This is a genomic window from Brevibacillus sp. B_LB10_24 (assembly GCF_046036945.1).
Taxonomy (GTDB): Bacteria; Bacillota; Bacilli; order Brevibacillales; family Brevibacillaceae; genus Brevibacillus_C.
Genome location: NZ_JBJQOQ010000009.1, coordinates 138,181 through 157,793, shown reverse-complemented (window position 1 = coordinate 157,793; position 19,613 = coordinate 138,181). Strand labels below are relative to the sequence as shown.

Below are 19,613 nucleotides of genomic sequence, written 5' to 3'. Positions count from 1 at the left end.
CATGGAAGCACAAACAAAACAAGAAACCGTTTCTACTTTTGGATACAAGCAGGAGCTGCAGCGGTCGCTGACGCTGCGCGACCTGGTCGTCTACGGCATGATTTTCATGGTTCCGATCGCTCCGTTCGGCATTTACGGATCAGTGGCGCAGGGCTCCGGGGGAATGGTCGCCCTTACCTATCTGATCGGGATGGTCGGAATGATTTTTACCGCGCTCAGCTATGCCCGCATGTCGGAGGCATTTCCGATCGCCGGTTCGGTGTATTCGTACGCGCAGCGGGGGATCAATCCCACTGTCGGCTTCTTTGCCGGCTGGGTGCTGCTGCTTGACTATATCTTGGTGCCGTCCCTTTTGTACCTCGTCTCCGCTTCGGCATTGGGGGAGCTGGTACCCTCGGTTCCGGTTTGGGTCTGGCTGATTGTCTTTATCGCAGTGAATACCTTGATCAATATCAGGGGCATCGAATTTACGGCAAAAGCAAACATGATCGTTCTCGCCTTTGAACTCATCGTTCTCTTGTTGTTTATCATCGTTGGCTTGACGGCGTTGATTAACGGAGTAGGGGGAGGATTCTCGCTTAAACCGATTTATGACGCCAACCATTTCAGCATGCCGCTGGTGATGGGGGCGGTTTCCATCGCGGTGCTCAGTTTCCTGGGATTTGACGGAATCAGCACGCTGGCGGAGGAAACGAAAGGCGGCGTCAACACCGTGGGCAAGGCGGCCATCATCGCTTTGTTCGGGGTTGGCGGACTGTTCATCGTGCAAACCTGGATCGCCGCGATGATCTGGCCTGATTTCACCAGTTTTGAAAACGCCGATGTCGCTTTCTACCAGATCGCCGAGCTTGCCGGCGGCCCTTGGCTGAAAAACCTCTGCATTCTCGCCACGGTCATCTCCTGGGGCTTGGCCAACGCGCTTGCCGCACAAGCCGCTATTTCGCGGATCTTGTACAGCATGGGGCGGGACAAGAACCTGCCGGCTTTCCTCGCCAAGGTTCATCCCCGGTTTAAAACGCCTTACCTCAGCACGGTGCTGGTTGCGGTCATCTCGCTGTTGGTCGGCCTGTTTTTCATGAACCAGCTGGCGGCGCTTACCTCGCTGGTCAACTTCGGGGCGTTGACTGCATTTCTGCTGCTGCACGTTTCGGTGTTTAACCATTACTTCCTGCGCAACAAATCGGGCAATGTGGTCAAACACCTGCTGCTGCCGTTGATCGGCTTTCTCATCATCGGCTATGTCTGGTACAGCCTCGATGCGATGTCGAAGGAACTCGGCTTCATCTGGCTGGGAATTGGGGTAGTCTATTATCTCTTTTTGAAAATTTCGAAGAGGACGGTTGTGCTGGAATAAGGAAAAGACAGCGAACTTCGAAGGGTGTCGGCTGCGGTCGGCGCCCGTTTTCTTCCAGCGTTCGAAAACAAAAAAAGCGCAGGAGCCTTTTGCCCTGCGCTTTACTTTCGTATATCGAACAATGGGGTATGCAGGCCTCGAACCTGCGACCTGATGATTAAGAGTCAACTGCTCTGCCAACTGAGCTAATACCCCGTTACTCATTTATTAACATGATTATTTTATCATGATTCTAAAGTGATGGAGCATGTAACTCTTGGAAAAAAACACTTTGTTTCGGTTACATATCCGTCTTGGAGGATGACTCTTTTTTCAGAAGCAAATAGGTTGCGCCAACGATCAGGGTCGCTGCAATGAAGGTGACCATAAAGATGACAAACTTCATATTATCGGAAAAGATCAGGGCGGCCCCCAATAACGCCATCTCCAGTGCGACGGCTCCGACCCATGTATCAAATAATTTGCTCACTGCAGCGTTCACCTCTCATTCGGAATTTTCCAACATCAGATCCTTTCCAAATTATACGACTGATGGGAGAATTAGGACACGATATGTTGCTAAGCACAAATTAATTTCTTTCGCCAACCAACCTCCAAATTCGAGATCCTTTATCACGACAGCGAATGATCCTTGCTTCATTCTTTTGGGGAATTCTTCATATCGTCTAATTTGTCTTCAAGCATTTTGATTGCGGCATGCAGCCCTTGCATTTCCGAATAGAGAAAACCGACAAGAAACAGAAGGGTGCCGATAATCAGTGAAAACGCGATGACGAGACCGATCATAATACCGGCAAAATACAGCCCAAAACAAAAAAAGAAACTGATAATTACGCAACCAACCCATTTCAGGAAATGATCCAAGGCAGCCACCTCTTCATCACATCGATTCTTACAGGACCCAGTTATGGTGTCGTCATTGCGTGAAAATCACTTCGGTCTTCATGCAACATTCATCATTCACTTGACGAATATCACCGTTTGGATGCCTTCTTGGCGTTTTTTGTCTTTGTCGTCCCCTTCTTCGTCGTCCTCCACTTTCTTTTCGACTTTCACTTCTCGATGTTCCACTTGAATCTGTCTTAAGATGCGGTCGAAGGGAGTGAGAAAATGAACTTCATCTCTTAACAGATGATTTGTTATATTATACCATTTTCCTTGAGAGAGAAGCAGGTTATCTGATATTTTGGCAGAAAAAAAATGGAGGGAAAAATGGAACAAGTCGGCGGATTTCAAAGCGGTTTTCATGCAAAGAAGGCAAAGCGGCTTTCGCTGGTCGGGTAGGGGAATTAGTGGTAAAATCATGCAAGGGAATTATTTCCAAGTTGAATTTGAAATAGAGGGGGAATTTTCGTTTGTTGGATTTTTCTGCCATTCATGAACCTGGAATTGGAATCGGATTAGGATTTGCCTTCATTCCAATGCTGCTGACACTGGTGTTTTATGGATTCATCTTGTATGTACTGTTTCGTTTCGTAAAGTTCATGAAAACGAAAAATCAGCATGATAAAGAGCAAGGTGAGAAGCTGGATCGATTGATCAGCCTGATGGAGAAGCAGATGAAAGAAAATAAGCGCAGCGAATTTTAGCCTGAAAAAGGGTATGGCGATCCCGGCGAGAACGCCATACCCTTTTATGTGCCATCTACCAAGCCGCCTTGCCGTTCCCTGTTTTACTCAACAAGTCCCGTGGCGGCAATTTTCACTTTGACGTCCACTTTAAATTGAGCCCGGGGATATATTTTTTCCCACTCTGCCCACTCGTTTTTATTGTTGAAATGGGTCGCGCGGTACCGCAAGCCAAAGCCGTACGGGTCGACATTTGCTTTTTGGAGCTTTTGGAGGAAAGCCTTCAGCTTTTTTGCATACTCTTGTGCAGCGATCGCTTCGTATTTTTTTATTTTTTCAGCAGCACCTATCTTGTGAACCTCCTCTTCCAGGATGCCGTTCAGCTCAACGTTGAAATGTATGGTCGGAGGGCTGCTTGTTGTATCGATCGTATAACGATTGCTGACTCCTTCCACTGATATATACAACTCCCCCTGTTTTGTCTTCACCTTCAGATCAAATTTGTTGAAGGATCGCATCGTTACGTTGAGAAGTTGTGTTTCCTCCTTGGAGAGCTCCAGCTTTACCTTTTTATTGCGAAAGATGGATGCTTGATTTATGACGTAGTGGTCTTCCCTTGCTTTAATGACAGGGAGGTAAGCGCTTAGTCCCTTTTCATGATATCTGGCGTAAAAATCATACAGAAACTCAGTAATAATGTAAGACGACTCTACGCCTGACTGACCAAAGGACAAGTACAGGGCATTGGAGGCGAATCTTTCCCACTTTGGCTGGATTTGAATGATCTTCTCGGCGCTCGGACTGGCGATGGACACCCAGGCAATTCCTTGTATGTCCCTTCGGCGAACAAACCAATCTAGCGCTTCTGTCATATCCTGCTTGGCCAGACCCTCGCCAAAAAGAATCACCTTCGCATGGCCAAAATCCAACTCTTTGTCTACTTCGGTCTTCAACAGGCGGATTGCTTCCGAAATGGAATTCATCTCTTGCCGGATCATCACGGATTCGTTTTCGCCGGATTTGGTCCCCAAGGGAGCGGGGATCGCCAATTTTAGGGTCACCAGGAATTTTTGCTTTTTTCCTTTGTCCACTCCGATGGCGACAACAAAAAAACGCTTGTCGATATCCTTAAAACTGCATCCGCTTACGGACAAACAGAGCACCAGCACAAAGAAGATCATCTTTTTCATGTTTTCCGTCTCCTTGCCAGATAAACAATGAATACAGCCATGAATAACTCTGACGCCAATCGTATATCCATCCAGCGTAAGGCAAGTTTGTAAAACTGATTGATATCAAACAGATAATCGTACAGATAAGTGGCGCCGGCAAAGACGGCAAGGACCAGCCAAGGCCGCCATTTGACCCACCATACCCTCCGCTGAGAACCGGCATTGTTTCGAAAGAAGCTGAGGGTCAGAAACAGGGCCACATGCCAGTGGATGATGCAGCTTACGAATGCAATCGAGATGTAGAGGATCAGGAAGGGATACAGCACCCTTTCGATGAATCCGTACTCCATCCGCATATAATCTGCTGTCGCAAACCAGGGATACACAAAATCAGACACGGCATAGGTGCCGGCAAAACCGATCGGGACAAAAAAAGTCGTACATAAGGTGAGAAAACCGGCAATCGGGATCAGCCAGAGAAAACGGACACGAAACTGTTCTTGAAACACGCGATGAAACAGGACGAGATTGGCGTAGCCGGAGAAGACGTAGCTGGAGGTTCCGAGCAGGGTCCAGTTGGGAAACTCCAATACGTGGGTGCCAACCTCTTTTATGGCATCCCAATTCAGATACGGATTGGCGTAAGCCTTCAAGATGATAAAGACAATAAACGGCAAATTGATGAGAAAAGTGATTTCGGTAAAAAACAGTACGCTTTTCGTGTTCTGTCTTGCCAGCCAGCCGACGATAGCGAGAAATAAGACGAGAATAAAGGCAGTGGAAGATTCCGGCATTAAGTACCGCTTCGAAATGGAGGTAAAAGCGGTTAAGGTAACACAGCCTGCCCAGAAAAACAACAAAATCAGGAAAAGGAGGAGGGGGATCCGAACCCACTTGGGGGTTCTTTCCTGCAGAATCTGGGATAGATCCTTGCCAGGAAACTTCATCATCCCTTTTGTGAACACGATCAGGAGAGTCGTTCCGATGATGCTGCCCAGCGGAATCGACATCACTGCCCCGTTGAAACGATGATTGAGCATGATTTTCGGAACAAATACCACGATATTGACGATCATATTGATCAAGACAAGGTAGTGAAAGTAACGGCTCATTTACTAGCCACCTTACGATTCGTTGCCTTTCCTTTCGTGTCGGATGAGGATTCTACTTGCCGAAACATCTTAAAGAAGGGTTGTCCCATGCTTCTTAAGTGGGTCAGGTAGCCAATCAGAAACAGAAAGCCGCCGACTACGCCAAGCAGCCCGTAAAACGTGGCGAGCAGTAAAATCAAATACTTCACAACCCGCATGGCAAAACCCATGGTGTTGATGGGAATGACAAAATTGGAGATGGCGACTCCGGCAATCAGGATAATCATGATACTCGAGACCAGTCCGGCTTGAGTGGCCGCCTCTCCCAGTATGAGTCCTCCAACCGTTGCAGCGGTCTGACCGATCGCTTTGGGCAGCCGCAAGCTTGCCTCGGTGAGAAGTTCCATCATGATAAGCATGAACAATACTTCAAGATAAGACGGGTAGGGAACGGCAGTTCTGCTGCCGGCAATCGAGAATGCCAGCTGCACGCGAAAAACCTCCGGATTATAGGAGACGCTTGCTACGTAAACGCCCGGCAGAACAATGGAAAAAAACAGCCCGATATACCGCAGGAATAACAGAAACTTGCCCACCAAATACGGTTGGTAAAGGTCGTCCATGGCAGAGTAAAAGTCGAAGAATACCGTAGGAACAATCAAGGCAAAGGACGTTCCATGCAGGAACAGAATGATTTTTCCCTGGGATAAATTCAGGACGATGCGGTCTTGTCTGTCGGTCGTCATAATGGTTGGAAAGAGGATGTTCCCTCGTTCGGACAGGTGTCTCGCCACTTGTCCAACCGATTGAACCACATCAAGATTTACCTTGGACAGCCTTTGGTTGACTTCGTGCAAGAGGTCAGGATCGACCAATCCTTGATCGTATAAAAGCGCAAAAGGCGTCTGGGTCCGGTTTCCGATCTTGCGGAGATCTACGTGCAAGCTAGGATTGTGGTACCGGTTCCGAATGAGATTGATGCTGGTTTGCAAGTCCTCGCTAAGGCCTTTTTGCGGACCGAGAACCGTAGTCTCCACTTTTACATCATCGGGTGTTTTTGTGATGATATTCTTGGCGTTGAAAAGGCATAGCCAACCTCCTGCCTGGACGATGACTTGCCCCTGGAAAAGCTGATCCTTCAGGGTTTTCAGGTTTGTGTTTTCAGCAAACGGAGTATAGTGAGGGTTCGACATCAAGATATGCCGAAACTCTTCTTCATTCCTGGCGTGAAAAAAGGGTGATATAATGACCTGTTGGATCAGCGTATCGTCGCAAAGGGTATTGATATACAGGAGGTCGGCAGCGACTTCGTTTGAGGTCAAGCGCTGGTGTTTTACATCATCTGACTTCAGCTCGTTTCGCAGATCCTCCAGAAGCAGGTGTGCCATCCTATTCCCTCCTCGGTTTTTCCGGGACTTGTATCCATTGTCACCGAAATCAGACGGCCTTAAACGGTTGGCAGCAGGGAGGAGTCTGAGGTAAAAAAATGCCCATGAAAGAACCCGTCAGGAAGTTCCTGACGGGTTCTTTCAGCCTTTTACAAATACGGTCTTGATTGCGGTGAAAAATTCAATCGCCGCCTGTCCCTGTTCACGGGAGTGGGAGCTTGACTGTTTCATGCCGCCGAACGGAGCCTGCAGTTCTACGCCGGCGCTTTCGGCGTTGATGCGGATGAGTCCGGCGTCCATCTCACGGATGAAGGATAGCATATGGCCGATGTCGCGCGTGAAGATGGAGGCGCTGAGGCCGAAGCGGGAATCGTTGGCGATCGCGAGCGCCTCTTCGATGGTGTCCGCCGGTATCAGGGCCAGCACCGGGCCGAAAATCTCCTCCTGGGCAATCGTCATGTCCGGGGTTACCTGCTCAAAGATCGCCGGCTCTACATAAAAGCCATCTGCCAGGCCGGGAGTGTCCAACCGTTTGCCGCCGTACAAGAGGGACGCTCCTTCGGCCTGCCCTTTCTCGATGTAGCCGAGCACGGTCTGCATCTGCCGTTCGCTCGCACACGGTCCCATCCAGGTATCAGGGGAGAGCCCGTCTCCGATTGGCAGGGAACGAACCCGGGAAAGCAGTTTTTCCTTGAAGGCGTCGTATACCGCCCGCTGCACGATCACCCGGCTGGTGGCCGTGCATTTTTGTCCGGTAGAGCGCAGGCCGCCGCTGACGGTTGCTTCCACGGCCAGATCGAGGTCGGCATCGGCAGCGACGATCACCGGATTTTTGCCGCCCATCTCCAGCTGGTATTTGGCGCCGCGGGCAAAAGCTCCCTGTCCTACCTGCTTGCCCACCTCATCAGAACCGGTAAAGGTGATCCCGGCAATGCCGGGGTGGTTCACGATGCCTGTTCCGATGACAGAGCCCGGACCTGTGACCATGTTGACGACTCCCGCGGGCAGTCCGGCTTCGGCTGCGCATTCCATCAATTTGGCCGCCGTGACGGCAGTCTCCTGGGCCGGCTTGAATACGACGGTATTTCCATAGACGATCGCCGGAGCGATTTTCCAGATCGGGATGGCGACGGGAAAATTCCACGGCGTGATGACACCGACCACGCCGAGCGGCACCCGGCTGGTAAACATCAGCGCTTCGCTGTCGGTGGAGGGAATCACCTCGCCGACTCTGCGCATACCTTCGCCGGCATAGTAGCGAAGGATGGCTACACCCCGTGCAGTCTCGCCCTTTGCCTCAGGCAGCGTTTTGCCCATTTCCCGGGTCATCGTTTCGGCAATTTCGTCCAAACGCCGCTCCAGTGCGTTCGCCAGTTTGTAGAGGTATTCGCCCCGTGCCGGGCCAGACAGCTTTCGCCAGGCGGACTGGGCCGACCGGGCGGCCTCTACGGCCCGGTTCAAATCTTCTGCGGTCGATTTTTGCACGTATCCGACCACCTCGTGGCGGTTGGCTGGATTGATGCTGGCATCCACCTGATTGGACGGGGAGGGAGACCATTCCCCGCCAATGTAGTTGAGATAGGTTTTGGCTGCTGTATCTGTCCTCATCATTCATCCTCCTCGCAAAAATTATGATCCGGTCCTTGCAGCCGGTTTAGAAAGTGGGGCCGATCCGCCAAATCCCGAAGTCGTGCTGTTTCAGGATCTCTGCCTTGGTCAGCTTGCCGGAACACACCTGCAGCATCTCGTCGAACAGTCGCTGGCCCACCGATTGGAGCGATTCCTTACCTTCGATGATCGTGCCTGCATTCAGATCGATATTGTCGCCCATCTTTTCAAAGATGGCTGTGTTCGTGGCGATTTTGATGACGGGGGCGATCGGCGAGCCGGTCGGCGTTCCGCGGCCGGTGGTGAACAGGACCACCTGGGCCCCGCCGGCAACCATCCCGGTAAGCTGTTCGATGTCGTGGCCCGGCGTATCCATCCAGACCAGCCCTTTTTGGGCAGGCCGCTCTGCGTAGTTGATCAGTTCCTGCAGCGGGCGGGTGCCTGCCTTGTTGGCTGCGCCGAGCGATTTTTCTTCCAGGGAGCTGAGGCCGCCGCGGATGTTGCCGGGACTGGGGTTGCCTGTGCGGATATCCACGCCCATCATAATCGAGCGTTGTTCCATGGCGTGAATTACTTCATAGACGCGCTTGGCCACCTTGTCGTCCACGGCCCGGTTGGCGAGCAAATGCTCCGCCCCGATCAACTCCGTCGTCTCCGCCAGAATGGACGTTCCGCCGCCGTCCACGATCATGTCGCTGACGACGCCGACAGCCGGATTGGCGGACAGGCCGGAACAGGCGTCTGAACCGCCGCATTCCGTACCGACGATCAATTCGGCAAGATCGCAGGGCTCGCGCCGCACGAGGGAAGCGTCCTGCACCATTTGCGCGGCGATTTTCGCTCCTTGCGCGATGGCCATAAGGGTGCCGCCGTGATCCTGAATGGAGACGACCTCCACCGGTTTGCCCGTTTTGGCGATTTCCCCGGCAACACTGCGGGCCTGATGGGTTTCACAGCCGAGGCCGAGGACGACGACGCCGTACACATTGGGATTGGCACCCATTCCGACATAGGTGCGGAAGGTTTGCTCAAAATCGACCCCTACTTGTGCACAGCCGTGCTGGTGAATAAAGGAAACCGTTCCGCTGACCAATTCGGTAATCTGCCGGGCTGCCTGTGTCGCGCAAGTGATCGTGGGCAAAATCAGGACGTGGTTGCGAACGCCGACGCGCCCATCAGGACGGCGATAGCCCCAAAATACGGGCGTTTGCTTCGATTCATGATTCATGGCTGATCTTGTCTCCTCTCCCGCGTTTCCCCTCCAGGTTGTGCACATGTACGTGCTGGCCAGGGGGGATATCGCGTACGGCTACGCCGATGACTTCTCCGTACTTGACGATGTCCTCGCCGCCGCGAATGGGGCGGACGGCAAACTTGTGTCCGAATTCAATGGCTTCCAAGAGCGTAACGCTGTGCTGAACATCCTGGCATGCGACGGTTACGACGGATCCTTCCGGGATGGATTCAAGCGCGGTTGCCACGTTGTCGCTCGGCTGCATCAAGATGGCGCGATAAGTCATGAGGCCCCTCCTTTTCTGATACAGAGCATTTTGTTTTATAATGCAGAACAATGTTAAACAATATCGGATAAGAACAAGCACCCTTATGATAGTTCAGGAAAAGCGCGATTTGCAATAGTTTTTTGAATACAACTATTTTTTTGAAAGAACCCGTTGCTTTGTGGAAAAATGCTGTGGTAAGATGTGGGTATTCAAAATAGTAAACCTGGTTTATTATGCTAAACCAACAGTCTTGGTTACGAAAGGCGCTGTTGATCATGGAAAAGAAATACTGGGTACCTGCGTTGGAGCGGGCAAACGACATCCTTCAGCTGCTTGCGTCGGAGCCGTCCCAGATGAAGCTGATCGACTTGGCCCACGCTCTCTCCATCAACAAAAGCTCGATGTTCTCCCTCTTGCATACGCTGGAGTCGCTGGGCTTTGTGGTGAAGGAAAAAGACAGTACCTATTCGCTTGGCCCGACCATTGGTGCATTGTCCGCGGCTTATTTTCGCCAGTTCCACATTTTGCAAGCGTTTTATGCCGAGGCTCCGGCTTCGGTGCGGCAGGTGCAGGAAACCCTGCAGCTTTCCGTGCGGAATGGGCGGGATATCATCTATCTGGCCAAGGAAGAGAGCCCCGGCCCGCTGCGGGTTGCCACAGATGCCGGCATGAGGTTCCCAGCTTATGCGACGGCCATGGGGAAGGTGCAGCTTTCCGCCCTCGATTATCCCGAATTGAAAGCGCTCTATCCCGAGTACGATCTGGAGCCGAGGACTCCCTATACGGTTGGCGATGTGGACCAGTTGTGGGCGCAGCTGCAGGCGATGAGGGCAGCAGGCTATGGGAGCGAACAGCAGGAGGCCGTCACCGGATTTTTTTGCATCGCGGCTCCGGTGTACAACCATGAAGGCCAAATGATTGCTTCCGTCAGTTTTACCATGCTGGAAAATGCTTGGAAGGAAAAGGCGGATCTGGCTAGGGAAGAAATCGTCGATTTGGGCAAACGGCTCTCAAGGCGTGCCGGCCACGTTTTTTCCCCATGATAATCCAAAAGGAAATGAGGCGGTTTTCATGAGACTAAAGGAAAAAGTTGCCTTGATCACCGGTGCCGGTTCCGGCATCGGGAAAAGCACCGCACTCCTGTTCGCCAGTGAGGGGGCGACGGTCGTGGTCAACGACGTCAGCCACAAGAGCGGTTCAGAAACGGCGGAGGAGATCTGCCGCGCCGGCGGCAAAGCCATTTTTTTGCCGGCGGACGTCACGTCCGAAACAGAAGTGGCGGACATGGTGCAAAAAGCGATCCAATCCTGCGGTCACATCGATGTTCTGTTCAATAACGCGGGGATCTCCGGCGTGGGAGCCATCCATGAAACCAGCGAAGAGCTGTGGGACAGAGTCGTGGCCGTCAATCTGAAAGGTGTCTTTCTGCCGAGCAAGCACATCTTGCCCCACATGATGGAGCGAAAGGCAGGCTGCATTATCAATATGTCCTCCTGCATCGCGGAAATCGGGTTGATGAGGCGGGCCGTCTACTCGGCCACCAAAGGGGCCGTGCTGGCCTTGACCAAATCCATGCAGGTGGATTACGCGCCGTACAACATTCGGGTAAATGCGCTGCTGCCGGGAACGATTTTGACGCCGTTTGTGGAGAACTATTTAAAATCGTCGTACGACGACCCCGAGGAAGCGCTGTCCACGATCAAGAAACGGCAGCTCAGCGGCGAGCTGGGCCGGCCCGAAGACGTAGCGAAGGCTGCCTTGTTCCTCGCCTCAGACGAGTCGCGCTTCATGATGGGGGCGCCGCTGTACATCGACGGAGGCGTCGTGTTTGGCAAAATGGCATAAGAAACGGAGGAATTGACTATGAAACTGCTCAGCTTTTATCTGGAAGAAGAACAAAGACTGGGAGTGAAAACAGATCGGGGCGTCCTGGACGTAACCGCTTCGGCCCAGCGGCACGGAGCGGAAACAGCGGACCTTCCCCAAACGGTCGGACAGTTTTTGCAGGGGGGAGACGCGGCGTCTGCGGCCTTGTCTGCCCATGTCCGCCGCATGGAGCAGGAAGGGGAAGCGGAGCTGTTCCTGGACGAATCGGAGCTGAAGCTTGGACCGTGCGTACCGGAGCCTGGCAAAATCATCTGCGTCGGGTTGAACTACAAGAAACACGCGGAAGAATCCAACATGCCTGTGCCAGAGTACCCCGTGCTGTTCAACAAGTTTGCCAATTCGCTGGCTGCCCATGGCGATGAGATTGAACTGCTCCCCGAGTCCGGGCAGGTAGACTACGAGGCGGAGTTGGCGATCGTCATCGGCAAACAAGCGAGGCGCGTCAGCAGGGAACAGGCCCTGTCGTACGTCGCTGGCTATTGCAATGCGAACGACATCTCGGCGCGCGACCTGCAGGTGAGGACCAGCCAGTGGCTGCTGGGAAAAAGCTGCGACGGATTCAGTCCGATCGGTCCTTGGCTGGTGACTGCCGACGAGGTAGGCAATCCCAACGACTTGGAGATCAAGTCGATCGTCAATGGCGAGGTCCGGCAGCATTCCAACACGGCCGACATGATCTTCCCCTGCGATGAAATCGTTCACTACATTTCCCAGTACATGACCTTGATGCCGGGCGACCTGATTCTCACCGGCACTCCGGAGGGCGTGATTCTCGGGTACCCGAAGGACAAGCAGGTGTGGCTGAAGGACGGTGATGTAGTCGAGATTGAGATCGAGGGGCTGGGACGCCTGACCAACGTGATGAGGAAATGAAGAGGTAGAAAAGAAAAGAAAAAAAAGGGGGACCGAAGAATGAAGAAAAAGCAAAGCGTGTTTATCGCATTATGTGCCAGTGCTGCCCTGCTGCTTGGGGCATGCGGGGGAGGCGGCGGCCAGCAGGCTGCTTCCGGCGGAACAAATCAGGAGAAGGACACGACCTATGTGGTGAAGGTCTCCTACGAAAACCAACCGGGTGAGCCGATCGATCTGGCTGCCAATGAGTGGAAACGGATCGCCGAGGAAAAGAGCGGCGGCAAGCTGAAGCTGGAGCTGTACCCGAGTTCCGCTCTGGGTTCAAAGACGGACGTAATAGAGCAGGGGAAGCTGGGAGGAAACGTGGTTCAGATCGCCGACGCCAGCTTTTTGGCTGACTACGCACCCGATATCGGCATCATTTCCGCGCCTTATCTGACTGAAGATTTCGATCAGCTGCTCCGGCTTACCAAAAGCGATTGGTTTACCGGCCTGGACAAAGAGCTGCAGGGCAAAGGGCTGCACATCGTTTCGACAAACTGGATTTACGGAGAACGCCATCTGATCGCAAAGAAAGAGGTAAAGACGCCGGCAGACCTGGCCGGGATGAAGATTCGCGTCCCGAACAACAAGCTGCAGATCGCGGCGATCGAGAAGATGGGAGCAACCCCGACGCCGATGCCGCTCGGAGACGTATATCCGGCTGTAGCCCAGGGCGTAATCGACGGAATGGAGAACCCGCTGCCCGTCATCTACGGCTCCAAGGTGTATGAAAACGCCAAGTTCGTGTCGCTCACCGGACACATGAAAATGCTGATCCAGTGGGTGGCGGGACAGAAGTATATCGATACGCTGCCGCCCGAGGTCCTGGCGATGCTCGAAGAGTCGGCGGATGAAGCGGGCGAGTTCCTGAACAAGAAAGTGGCGGAAAACGACCAGAAGACGCTGGACGACCTGAAGGCAAACGGCGTCACGGTCACAGAGGTGGATCAGGCTGCCTTCCGCGAAGCGGTCAAACCTGTCTACAGCGAGTTCAGCGAATGGAGTCCCGGCTTGCATGAGAAGGTGGAGAAGATCATCCAAGAGGGAAAATAATCGGAGAAGCCGCTGCCGCCGGCTGGCGGACCAGGCAGGAAGGGAGTCATGTACATGGGGGATAAAAGGAAGGGATGGTTTTGGCAAACGGATGACGTCCTGGCATCCCTTACGATCTTGGCGATTATCGGGGTCACGGTCTTGGGCGTATTCATGCGCTTCGTCATCGGAAGCCCGCTGAAGTGGACCGAAGAAATAAGTCTGGCCTTGTTTGTCTGGTTTACCTTTATCGGAACGAGTACGGTTACCAAGCGGGACGAGCACATCAGCATCGATTTCTTTGTGGCCCGAATGCCGCAGGGACTCCAGACCTTTTTCGCGTATTTCCGCGCCGCCGTCACCTTTATCACGTTCCTTGTCGTCTTTGTCTATCTCGGATTTCAACTGTCGGTGCACGCCTGGGACAAGCTGACGGCCATCCTGCGTCTTCCTTATACCTTTATCGACATCGCCGTCCCCATCGGAGGCGCACTGGCTGCTGTCCATATGCTGCTCCGCTGGGCAGCGAAGAGAAAAATTGACAAAGGAAGAGGCGTTGAACAATGAGTATCGCCGTATCGGTCATCACACTATTTGCGCTGTTTCTGGCCAATATCCCCATTGCCGTCTCGATGATCGCCAGTGTATTGGTCTACTTTTTGCTGGCCCAAAGCATTGAGCCAATGGTCCTGGTTCAGCGCCTGATCGGCGGCATCGAATCGATCCCGCTGTTGGCCGTGCCGTTCTTTATCGTCGCGGGGGCGATGATGAACTACACCGGGATCACACAGCGGCTGGCCAAATTTGCCGAACTGATAACCGGACGGCTGCCTGGCGGGCTGGCCCAGGTGAATGTCGTGCTGGCTACGCTGATGGGCGGATTGTCCGGCTCCAATATCGCCGATGCGGCGATGCAAACGAAGATCTTGTACCCGGAGATGGTCAAGCGGAATTATTCTCCCGGCTTTGCTGCAGCCGTCATCGCCTCTGCCGCGCAAATCACGCCGCTGATACCGCCGGGGATCGGGATGATTTTATACGGGTACATCGGCAACGTTTCGATCGGCAAGCTGTTCATGGCCGGCGTTATGCCGGGATTACTGACCTGTGTGTTTTTAATGGTGGCGATTCATTTTATTGCCAAGAAGAAGGGCTACGCCCCGATTCGAACCGGCCCGATGCCGAAAGGGCAGCTGTTCCGTGCGTCCAAGGACGCCATCCTCGCCCTGCTGCTTCCTGTGGCGATCATCGGCGGGATCCGCGTCGGCATGTTTACGCCGTCGGAAGCGGGAGCCGTGGCTGTCGTGTACGCGCTGTTTTTGGGCGTGATCTTCTACCGCGAGATGAAGTGGCGCGATTTTACCCTGGCCATCCGGGAATCTGTGTCGACGACTGCCTCGGTGCTGCTGATCATTGCCGCCGGGTCCGCGTTCGGCTGGATCTTGACCTGGGAGCGCATCCCGCAGGCGGCAACCGGTTTTATCACCGGCTTTGTCGACTCACCGTTCTTATTTTTAATTGTCGTCAATGTATTCTTGTTGATACTGGGCATGTTCGTGGAGGGGAACGTGGCGATCATTATCCTGACGCCGTTGTTGATCCCCATGGCGCAAGCGTACGGAATCGATCCTGTGCACTTTGGCATGGTGTTTTTGTTCAACCTGTCGATCGGCACGCTGACTCCGCCGCTTGGAACGGTGATGTTTACCACCTGTTCCATCGCCAAAGTGAAGCTGGAAGAGTTTTTAAAGGGAATGCTCCCCTTTTACGTCGTACTTCTTCTGCTGCTTCTGATCATTACGTACGTTCCGGCTGTATCGCTCTGGCTGCCCAATCTGTTGATGTAAGCAAGTTCACGCCATCAACCCTTCTGTAGTGAGGGGTTGATGTTTTTTTTGTTTTGAATCGTTCGGGAATTTCGAGTATACTGTCCTAATGGTAGAGAAAAGGGGGAGGAAAAATGGAAATAAATAATGTAACAAAAATGACTCCGAAATCCGGCGGCGTAAAGATGATCATCACGATTATCGTGGCTTTGTTGGCGGGACTGCTGATCTTTCAATCCGTGACGATCATCCAGGCCGGACATCGGGGTGTCGTCCTGCAATTGGGCGCCGTTCAGCCTCAAGTTTTTGATGAAGGGCTGCATTTTAAGATTCCGTTTGCTCAGACGGTCATCCCCATGGAAGTGCGGGTCCAAAAATCGGAGTCGAGTCAAACATCCGCTTCGCGCGATTTGCAGACAGTCGCAACGACGATCGCGGTCAATCATCACCTCGATGCGAACAACGTGAATAAGCTGTACCAAGAAGTCGGCATGGACTATACAGCGCGCATTGTCGATCCAGCCATCGCTGAAGCCTTGAAAGCTGTCACGGCCCAATACACAGCAGAAGAATTAATCTCAAAACGACCTGAAGTCAGCACAAAGGTGAAGGAGTTGTTAAAAGAAAAACTCTCCGCCTATCATATTCTCCTTGACGAGATCAACATCAGAGAGTTCAAATTCAGCGAAGAGTTTGACCGTTCCATCGAGGCAAAGCAAATTGCCGAACAGCAGGCCCTCAAGTCGAAGCTTGATCTTGAGCGGATCAAGATTGAAAAAGAACAGGAAATCACCAAAGCACAAGCCCAGGCAGAGGCGCTGCGGCTGCAGAAACAGGAAGTCACGCCGGAATTGATCCAGCTGAGACAGATCGAGGCGCAGCTGGAAGCGATTCGCCGTTGGGACGGCAAGCTGCCGAATGTAACGGGCGGAGCGATGCCGTTTATTAATGTAGATAAGCAGTGATATCGGGCAGCAATAAAGAAGAGAGAGCGAGTTTTGGCGGAGATCAGCCGCTAGACTCGCTCTTGTTTGTTATAGGGAGTTTCCCTTTGATCCAAATTTTTCGTTTTCAAACGGTATGCTTGTTTCCACTCCGTTTTGGACAATAACTACGCTCTCTATCTCTTTGGATATTTCTTTATCAATCTGGATTACAAATGTTCTCGGTGTTGCATCAGAAGTGCAAGCACCGTCTGGTTCTGTCAAGGATACTGTCATGGTTTTGTTGTCCGAGCTTAGTTTCATATGTTTTATCTTGGAAGGACAACTTCCAGATTCATAAACTCCAATGAAAAAAACATCTTTCTCGTTAAGGTCTATGCTCGGTGTTTGATTTTCAAATGCATAGAAATTCCATGTATCCTCAAATTCAGATTGGTCATTGACTTTTCTTACTAAATACTGAAAAAAAGGTGTTTCTTTACTTTTAAACGCTATTTCATGAAAGTGAGAAGGCAAAGTTTTTTCACTTGCTATTAAATCGAATTTCATTTGATTATCTTCTGCTTGATTATCTTTTGTGACATTACTGCAACCAAATAGGAGTAATAATGACAAAAGTAAAACAAGAGAAATAAATAGTTTAAAGTTTTTCATCACATTTTCACTCCTTTCTATTTTGACGAAATTCGTTTATAAATGTTTCTCACTTTTCCTGATCATATAACCCTCCTTCGTCATCTGATGATCAATTACACATTGCCATAATTTGTGTTCAAGTGATACTTTTCGCAACTTTGAACGTTTATTGTTCATGAAGGAGGGATTTTCTCGTGCACGAGAATTTTTTAGCGATGTATGATGAATATTTTGGCGACGTATATCGCTTTGTCCTGTTTAAAACAGGGAATCGATGGGATACGGACGATCTCGTCAGCGAAATATTTCGCAAAGCGTTCCGGAAATTTCAATCCGAAAACATAGAAGCATCGAATCTGAAATCATGGCTGCTGACCATTTCCCGCCATACGGTGATCGATTATTACCGAAAAAGAAAAGAAGTAGCCTATGGACACGATCCGGAAGTATATGGCTATACGCAGGTCTCGATGTTTTTCCAAGAGGCGGACCCCAGGAACGATTGTTTACAGGAATCATTGCTCTCCCTTACGCCGGATGAGAGAGAGCTGATGAATCTGAAGTATATCGTCGGTTTGAAATACGCAGAAATCGGCGAGATGCTCAGTAAAACAGAGCCATGGCTAAAAGTGAAATCCCAACGAGTTAGACAAAAAATGGCACAATTCATTAACCGTTGCATGGAGGGTGAAAGATGAACGAATCACAATGGAATGATACCGTTAAACAACTGAAAGAGGGTCTTCCCGTTAACGAAGAATTGAAGCAAAAACTTCGCAACTCGTTTGTTCGTAAACCCGGGAAGAAACACTTTTTACGATGGACGGGGATTGCGGCGGCATTGTTATGTCTCGTTTTATATAGAACGGTATGGGAGCCCGAACAGATTATCCCGAAAGTAGAAGCAGCCTCCCTTCAGCTTTCCAATCAATTTTCCTTGATAGAACAATTAGGCAAAGAAAATAGCGCAGGGGTGGCAGAATACGGGGGAGTCATCTATTTTCCGTTACAAGAAAAAGGATTATATGCTTACGGAAATAACGGTTTTTATAAACTGGCGGACGGTGACATCCGTTTTGTTCGGGTCTCTCCAAACGGGAAGCAGTTGGTTTATGTGCAGGAGGGAAGCTTGTATTTGTATGAGATCCATCTCAAGACAAGCCGTCTGCTGCTTCCGGGAGGGAAGGAACAGGGCTTTTTTGAAACGCCTTCTTGGTCGCCGGACGGAACGCGGATTGTCTTTGTCAAAAGGGCGGAATTAAATGAGCAAGGAGAGGTGAGCCTGCCTGGGCAAATTGCAGAGTTGGACGTAAAACGGGGAGAAATTCGCAACGTAGCAGAGGGAACGTATCCCGCTTACGTGTCAGGTAAAAATACACTATTTTTTGAAAGAGACAATCAGATTATTGCCAAAAACTTGAGCGGCGGAGAGGAAAAAGTGCTCGATACCGGAAAATATCCTGCTGTCTCTAATGACGGCTCTTATGTGGCCTACGTCAAATCGCAAGGCGATCCATTGCTTGAAGACGTTTGGATAGCGGATACAAATTTTAACACGAAAAAACAACTGACAGAAAACCAGCTTTCTGACGCTTGGGACCAACAGACAGGCAAAATGATCGAAGGGAAGCAGCAGGCTCGATATACTTTCGAACAGCCGACATGGAGCCGGGATGATCGCACCTTGTTTGTGTATAAGGTATTTCATACGAATGAGGTATGGAAGAAACTGACGCGGTTCGAAATCTCAACATCGAAATCGACACCGGAAGACATCGTAGCGAGGTCGATACAAGCGCTTATTTATCGGGACGAAGATTACGCTCATTCCTTTTTCAGCTACGATCCGGGATATTTAAAAGGAACGAACCCCCGGCAAATCGGATACAAACTGCTAGACAGCGGCGTACTTGATAGAGAGCAGTTTGTGGATGCCGAGACTTATTTATCCTATTATGAGCCTTATTATGAAATCAGCAAAACACGTTACTTTCTTTCAGAGGGGCCGAAAGGATACAGGATTGACAATATGGAGGAAAAAGTCAATCTCGTCATTAGCATATGGGGAGAGGGCATATACATGACAGTAAACGGTGATAGAAAACCGCAACCAGTACTGGAGCTAAAGGATTTGCCCAAGAAAGAAAATTGGACGAATGGGGAGATCTGCAACATCGTATATCAAGAATCGACGGAAACGTTATGGTTTACCTTAAAACGGCAAAAAGATGAGGCAGCAGAACTGAGCCTGATCCGTTATGATGTCGCAACAAAACAATATAAAGAAATAGATACATTTCCAGATGTCCCGTATTCAACGATGATGATAATCGATGCCGAGCAAAAATATATTGCGATTGAAATGGAAATAGACGGAAAGGAGGATGTTGTCGTCTATCATCTGCAGCGAGAACAAAAAACGATATTGTCCCGGCACATTCAAGGCAGTATGCCCCAGACCGTGCACACTCGTTTCTGGGAAGACGGCAAGTTGATCTTTTATACGGAAATGGAGGATCGGGACGTATTTTTCCGCTTCGATCCCGAATCGAACAATATCGATACGATGATGAATCCATCTCGAGGATAATGGGAAGCTCCAAAAATCTCAAACTTCGCACCGATATCCAAACGCTAACCGCTCACGCCCGCGGCTGAGCGTTTTTTCTTTTGTTTATCTCATAGATATAATTCATAGTTGACTCATCGGA

20 protein-coding genes and 1 tRNA gene are annotated in these 19,613 nt (G+C 51.0%); 11 read left to right on the top strand and 10 right to left on the bottom strand.

The window, feature by feature from the left end:
• Position 1: 1 nt before the first annotated feature.
• Positions 2–1,354 carry an APC family permease gene (locus ACI7RC_RS11160; RefSeq protein WP_408108314.1) on the top strand — a complete coding sequence of 451 codons (1,353 nt, stop codon included), beginning with the start codon at positions 2–4 and terminating at the stop codon, positions 1,352–1,354.
• 122 nt (positions 1,355–1,476) lie between these two features.
• Here the strand turns inward: ACI7RC_RS11160 and ACI7RC_RS11155 are convergent.
• The 3 genes from ACI7RC_RS11155 to ACI7RC_RS11145 all read right to left on the bottom strand — a co-directional run bounded on the left by ACI7RC_RS11155 (position 1,477) and on the right by ACI7RC_RS11145 (position 2,227).
• Positions 1,477–1,549, bottom strand: a tRNA-Lys gene (locus tag ACI7RC_RS11155).
• 85 nt (positions 1,550–1,634) lie between these two features.
• Positions 1,635–1,823 carry a hypothetical protein gene (locus tag ACI7RC_RS11150; protein WP_408108313.1) on the bottom strand — a complete coding sequence of 63 codons (189 nt, stop codon included), beginning with the start codon at positions 1,821–1,823 and terminating at the stop codon, positions 1,635–1,637.
• A 167-nt stretch (positions 1,824–1,990) separates the two neighbouring features.
• On the bottom strand, positions 1,991–2,227 hold the full coding sequence (locus ACI7RC_RS11145) for a hypothetical protein (RefSeq protein WP_408108312.1): 237 nt from the start codon (positions 2,225–2,227) through the stop codon (positions 1,991–1,993).
• 482 nt (positions 2,228–2,709) lie between these two features.
• Here ACI7RC_RS11145 and ACI7RC_RS11140 point away from each other — a divergent pair, with 482 nt between their 5' ends.
• Positions 2,710–2,943 (top strand): DUF4083 family protein, encoded by a 234-nt coding sequence (locus ACI7RC_RS11140; protein WP_408108311.1) that lies wholly within the window; start codon positions 2,710–2,712, stop codon positions 2,941–2,943.
• A gap of 83 nt (positions 2,944–3,026) precedes the next feature.
• Here ACI7RC_RS11140 and ACI7RC_RS11135 read toward each other — a convergent pair whose 3' ends face one another.
• The 6 genes from ACI7RC_RS11135 to ACI7RC_RS11110 all read right to left on the bottom strand — a co-directional run bounded on the left by ACI7RC_RS11135 (position 3,027) and on the right by ACI7RC_RS11110 (position 9,701).
• Entirely contained in the window at positions 3,027–4,112 is a 1,086-nt protein-coding gene (locus ACI7RC_RS11135) for a Ger(x)C family spore germination protein (protein ID WP_408108310.1), read from the bottom strand.
• On the bottom strand, positions 4,109–5,206 hold the full coding sequence (locus ACI7RC_RS11130; protein ID WP_408108309.1) for a GerAB/ArcD/ProY family transporter: 1,098 nt from the start codon (positions 5,204–5,206) through the stop codon (positions 4,109–4,111). The genes ACI7RC_RS11135 and ACI7RC_RS11130 overlap by 4 nt, the downstream gene beginning before the upstream one ends.
• Positions 5,203–6,573, bottom strand: coding sequence for a spore germination protein (locus tag ACI7RC_RS11125; RefSeq protein ID WP_408108308.1), 1,371 nt, complete (start codon positions 6,571–6,573; stop codon positions 5,203–5,205). The genes ACI7RC_RS11130 and ACI7RC_RS11125 overlap by 4 nt, the downstream gene beginning before the upstream one ends.
• 141 nt (positions 6,574–6,714) lie before the next feature.
• Positions 6,715–8,181 carry an alpha-ketoglutaric semialdehyde dehydrogenase GucD gene (gucD, locus tag ACI7RC_RS11120; RefSeq protein WP_408108307.1) on the bottom strand — a complete coding sequence of 489 codons (1,467 nt, stop codon included), beginning with the start codon at positions 8,179–8,181 and terminating at the stop codon, positions 6,715–6,717.
• Between the two features lie 46 nt (positions 8,182–8,227).
• Positions 8,228–9,409, bottom strand: a complete 1,182-nt coding sequence (locus ACI7RC_RS11115) for a UxaA family hydrolase (protein ID WP_408108306.1) — start codon at positions 9,407–9,409, stop codon at positions 8,228–8,230.
• On the bottom strand, positions 9,399–9,701 hold the full coding sequence (locus ACI7RC_RS11110) for a UxaA family hydrolase (protein ID WP_408108305.1): 303 nt from the start codon (positions 9,699–9,701) through the stop codon (positions 9,399–9,401). The genes ACI7RC_RS11115 and ACI7RC_RS11110 overlap by 11 nt, the downstream gene beginning before the upstream one ends.
• A gap of 257 nt (positions 9,702–9,958) precedes the next feature.
• Between ACI7RC_RS11110 and ACI7RC_RS11105 the strand changes: the two genes are divergently transcribed.
• The 7 genes from ACI7RC_RS11105 to ACI7RC_RS11075 all read left to right on the top strand — a co-directional run bounded on the left by ACI7RC_RS11105 (position 9,959) and on the right by ACI7RC_RS11075 (position 16,287).
• A complete protein-coding gene (locus ACI7RC_RS11105) occupies positions 9,959–10,726 on the top strand; it encodes an IclR family transcriptional regulator (RefSeq protein ID WP_408108304.1) in 768 nt (255 codons plus the stop codon).
• A gap of 28 nt (positions 10,727–10,754) precedes the next feature.
• Positions 10,755–11,528, top strand: a complete 774-nt coding sequence (locus tag ACI7RC_RS11100; protein WP_408108303.1) for an SDR family NAD(P)-dependent oxidoreductase — start codon at positions 10,755–10,757, stop codon at positions 11,526–11,528.
• 18 nt (positions 11,529–11,546) lie between these two features.
• Positions 11,547–12,443 carry a fumarylacetoacetate hydrolase family protein gene (locus ACI7RC_RS11095; RefSeq protein WP_408108302.1) on the top strand — a complete coding sequence of 299 codons (897 nt, stop codon included), beginning with the start codon at positions 11,547–11,549 and terminating at the stop codon, positions 12,441–12,443.
• 39 nt (positions 12,444–12,482) lie between these two features.
• On the top strand, positions 12,483–13,517 hold the full coding sequence (locus tag ACI7RC_RS11090; RefSeq protein ID WP_408108301.1) for a C4-dicarboxylate TRAP transporter substrate-binding protein: 1,035 nt from the start codon (positions 12,483–12,485) through the stop codon (positions 13,515–13,517).
• Positions 13,518–13,571: 54 nt separating this feature from the next.
• Positions 13,572–14,063, top strand: a complete 492-nt coding sequence (locus ACI7RC_RS11085) for a TRAP transporter small permease (RefSeq protein ID WP_408108300.1) — start codon at positions 13,572–13,574, stop codon at positions 14,061–14,063.
• Positions 14,060–15,343 (top strand): TRAP transporter large permease, encoded by a 1,284-nt coding sequence (locus tag ACI7RC_RS11080; RefSeq protein ID WP_408108299.1) that lies wholly within the window; start codon positions 14,060–14,062, stop codon positions 15,341–15,343. Before ACI7RC_RS11085 ends, ACI7RC_RS11080 begins: the two co-directional genes overlap by 4 nt.
• Before the next feature lie 113 nt (positions 15,344–15,456).
• Positions 15,457–16,287 carry a prohibitin family protein gene (locus tag ACI7RC_RS11075; RefSeq protein ID WP_408108298.1) on the top strand — a complete coding sequence of 277 codons (831 nt, stop codon included), beginning with the start codon at positions 15,457–15,459 and terminating at the stop codon, positions 16,285–16,287.
• 69 nt (positions 16,288–16,356) lie between these two features.
• On the opposite strand, the gene ACI7RC_RS11070 is transcribed toward ACI7RC_RS11075, so the two are convergent.
• Positions 16,357–16,920: a hypothetical protein gene (locus tag ACI7RC_RS11070; protein ID WP_408108297.1), complete on the bottom strand. Its 564-nt coding sequence runs from the start codon at positions 16,918–16,920 to the stop codon at positions 16,357–16,359.
• A gap of 176 nt (positions 16,921–17,096) precedes the next feature.
• Here ACI7RC_RS11070 and ACI7RC_RS11065 point away from each other — a divergent pair, with 176 nt between their 5' ends.
• On the top strand, positions 17,097–17,600 hold the full coding sequence (locus ACI7RC_RS11065; protein ID WP_408108296.1) for an RNA polymerase sigma factor: 504 nt from the start codon (positions 17,097–17,099) through the stop codon (positions 17,598–17,600).
• Complete coding sequence (locus ACI7RC_RS11060) at positions 17,597–19,492, top strand: Cas5 family CRISPR-associated protein (RefSeq protein WP_408108295.1); 1,896 nt, start codon at positions 17,597–17,599, stop codon at positions 19,490–19,492. Before ACI7RC_RS11065 ends, ACI7RC_RS11060 begins: the two co-directional genes overlap by 4 nt.
• Positions 19,493–19,613 lie beyond the last annotated feature (121 nt).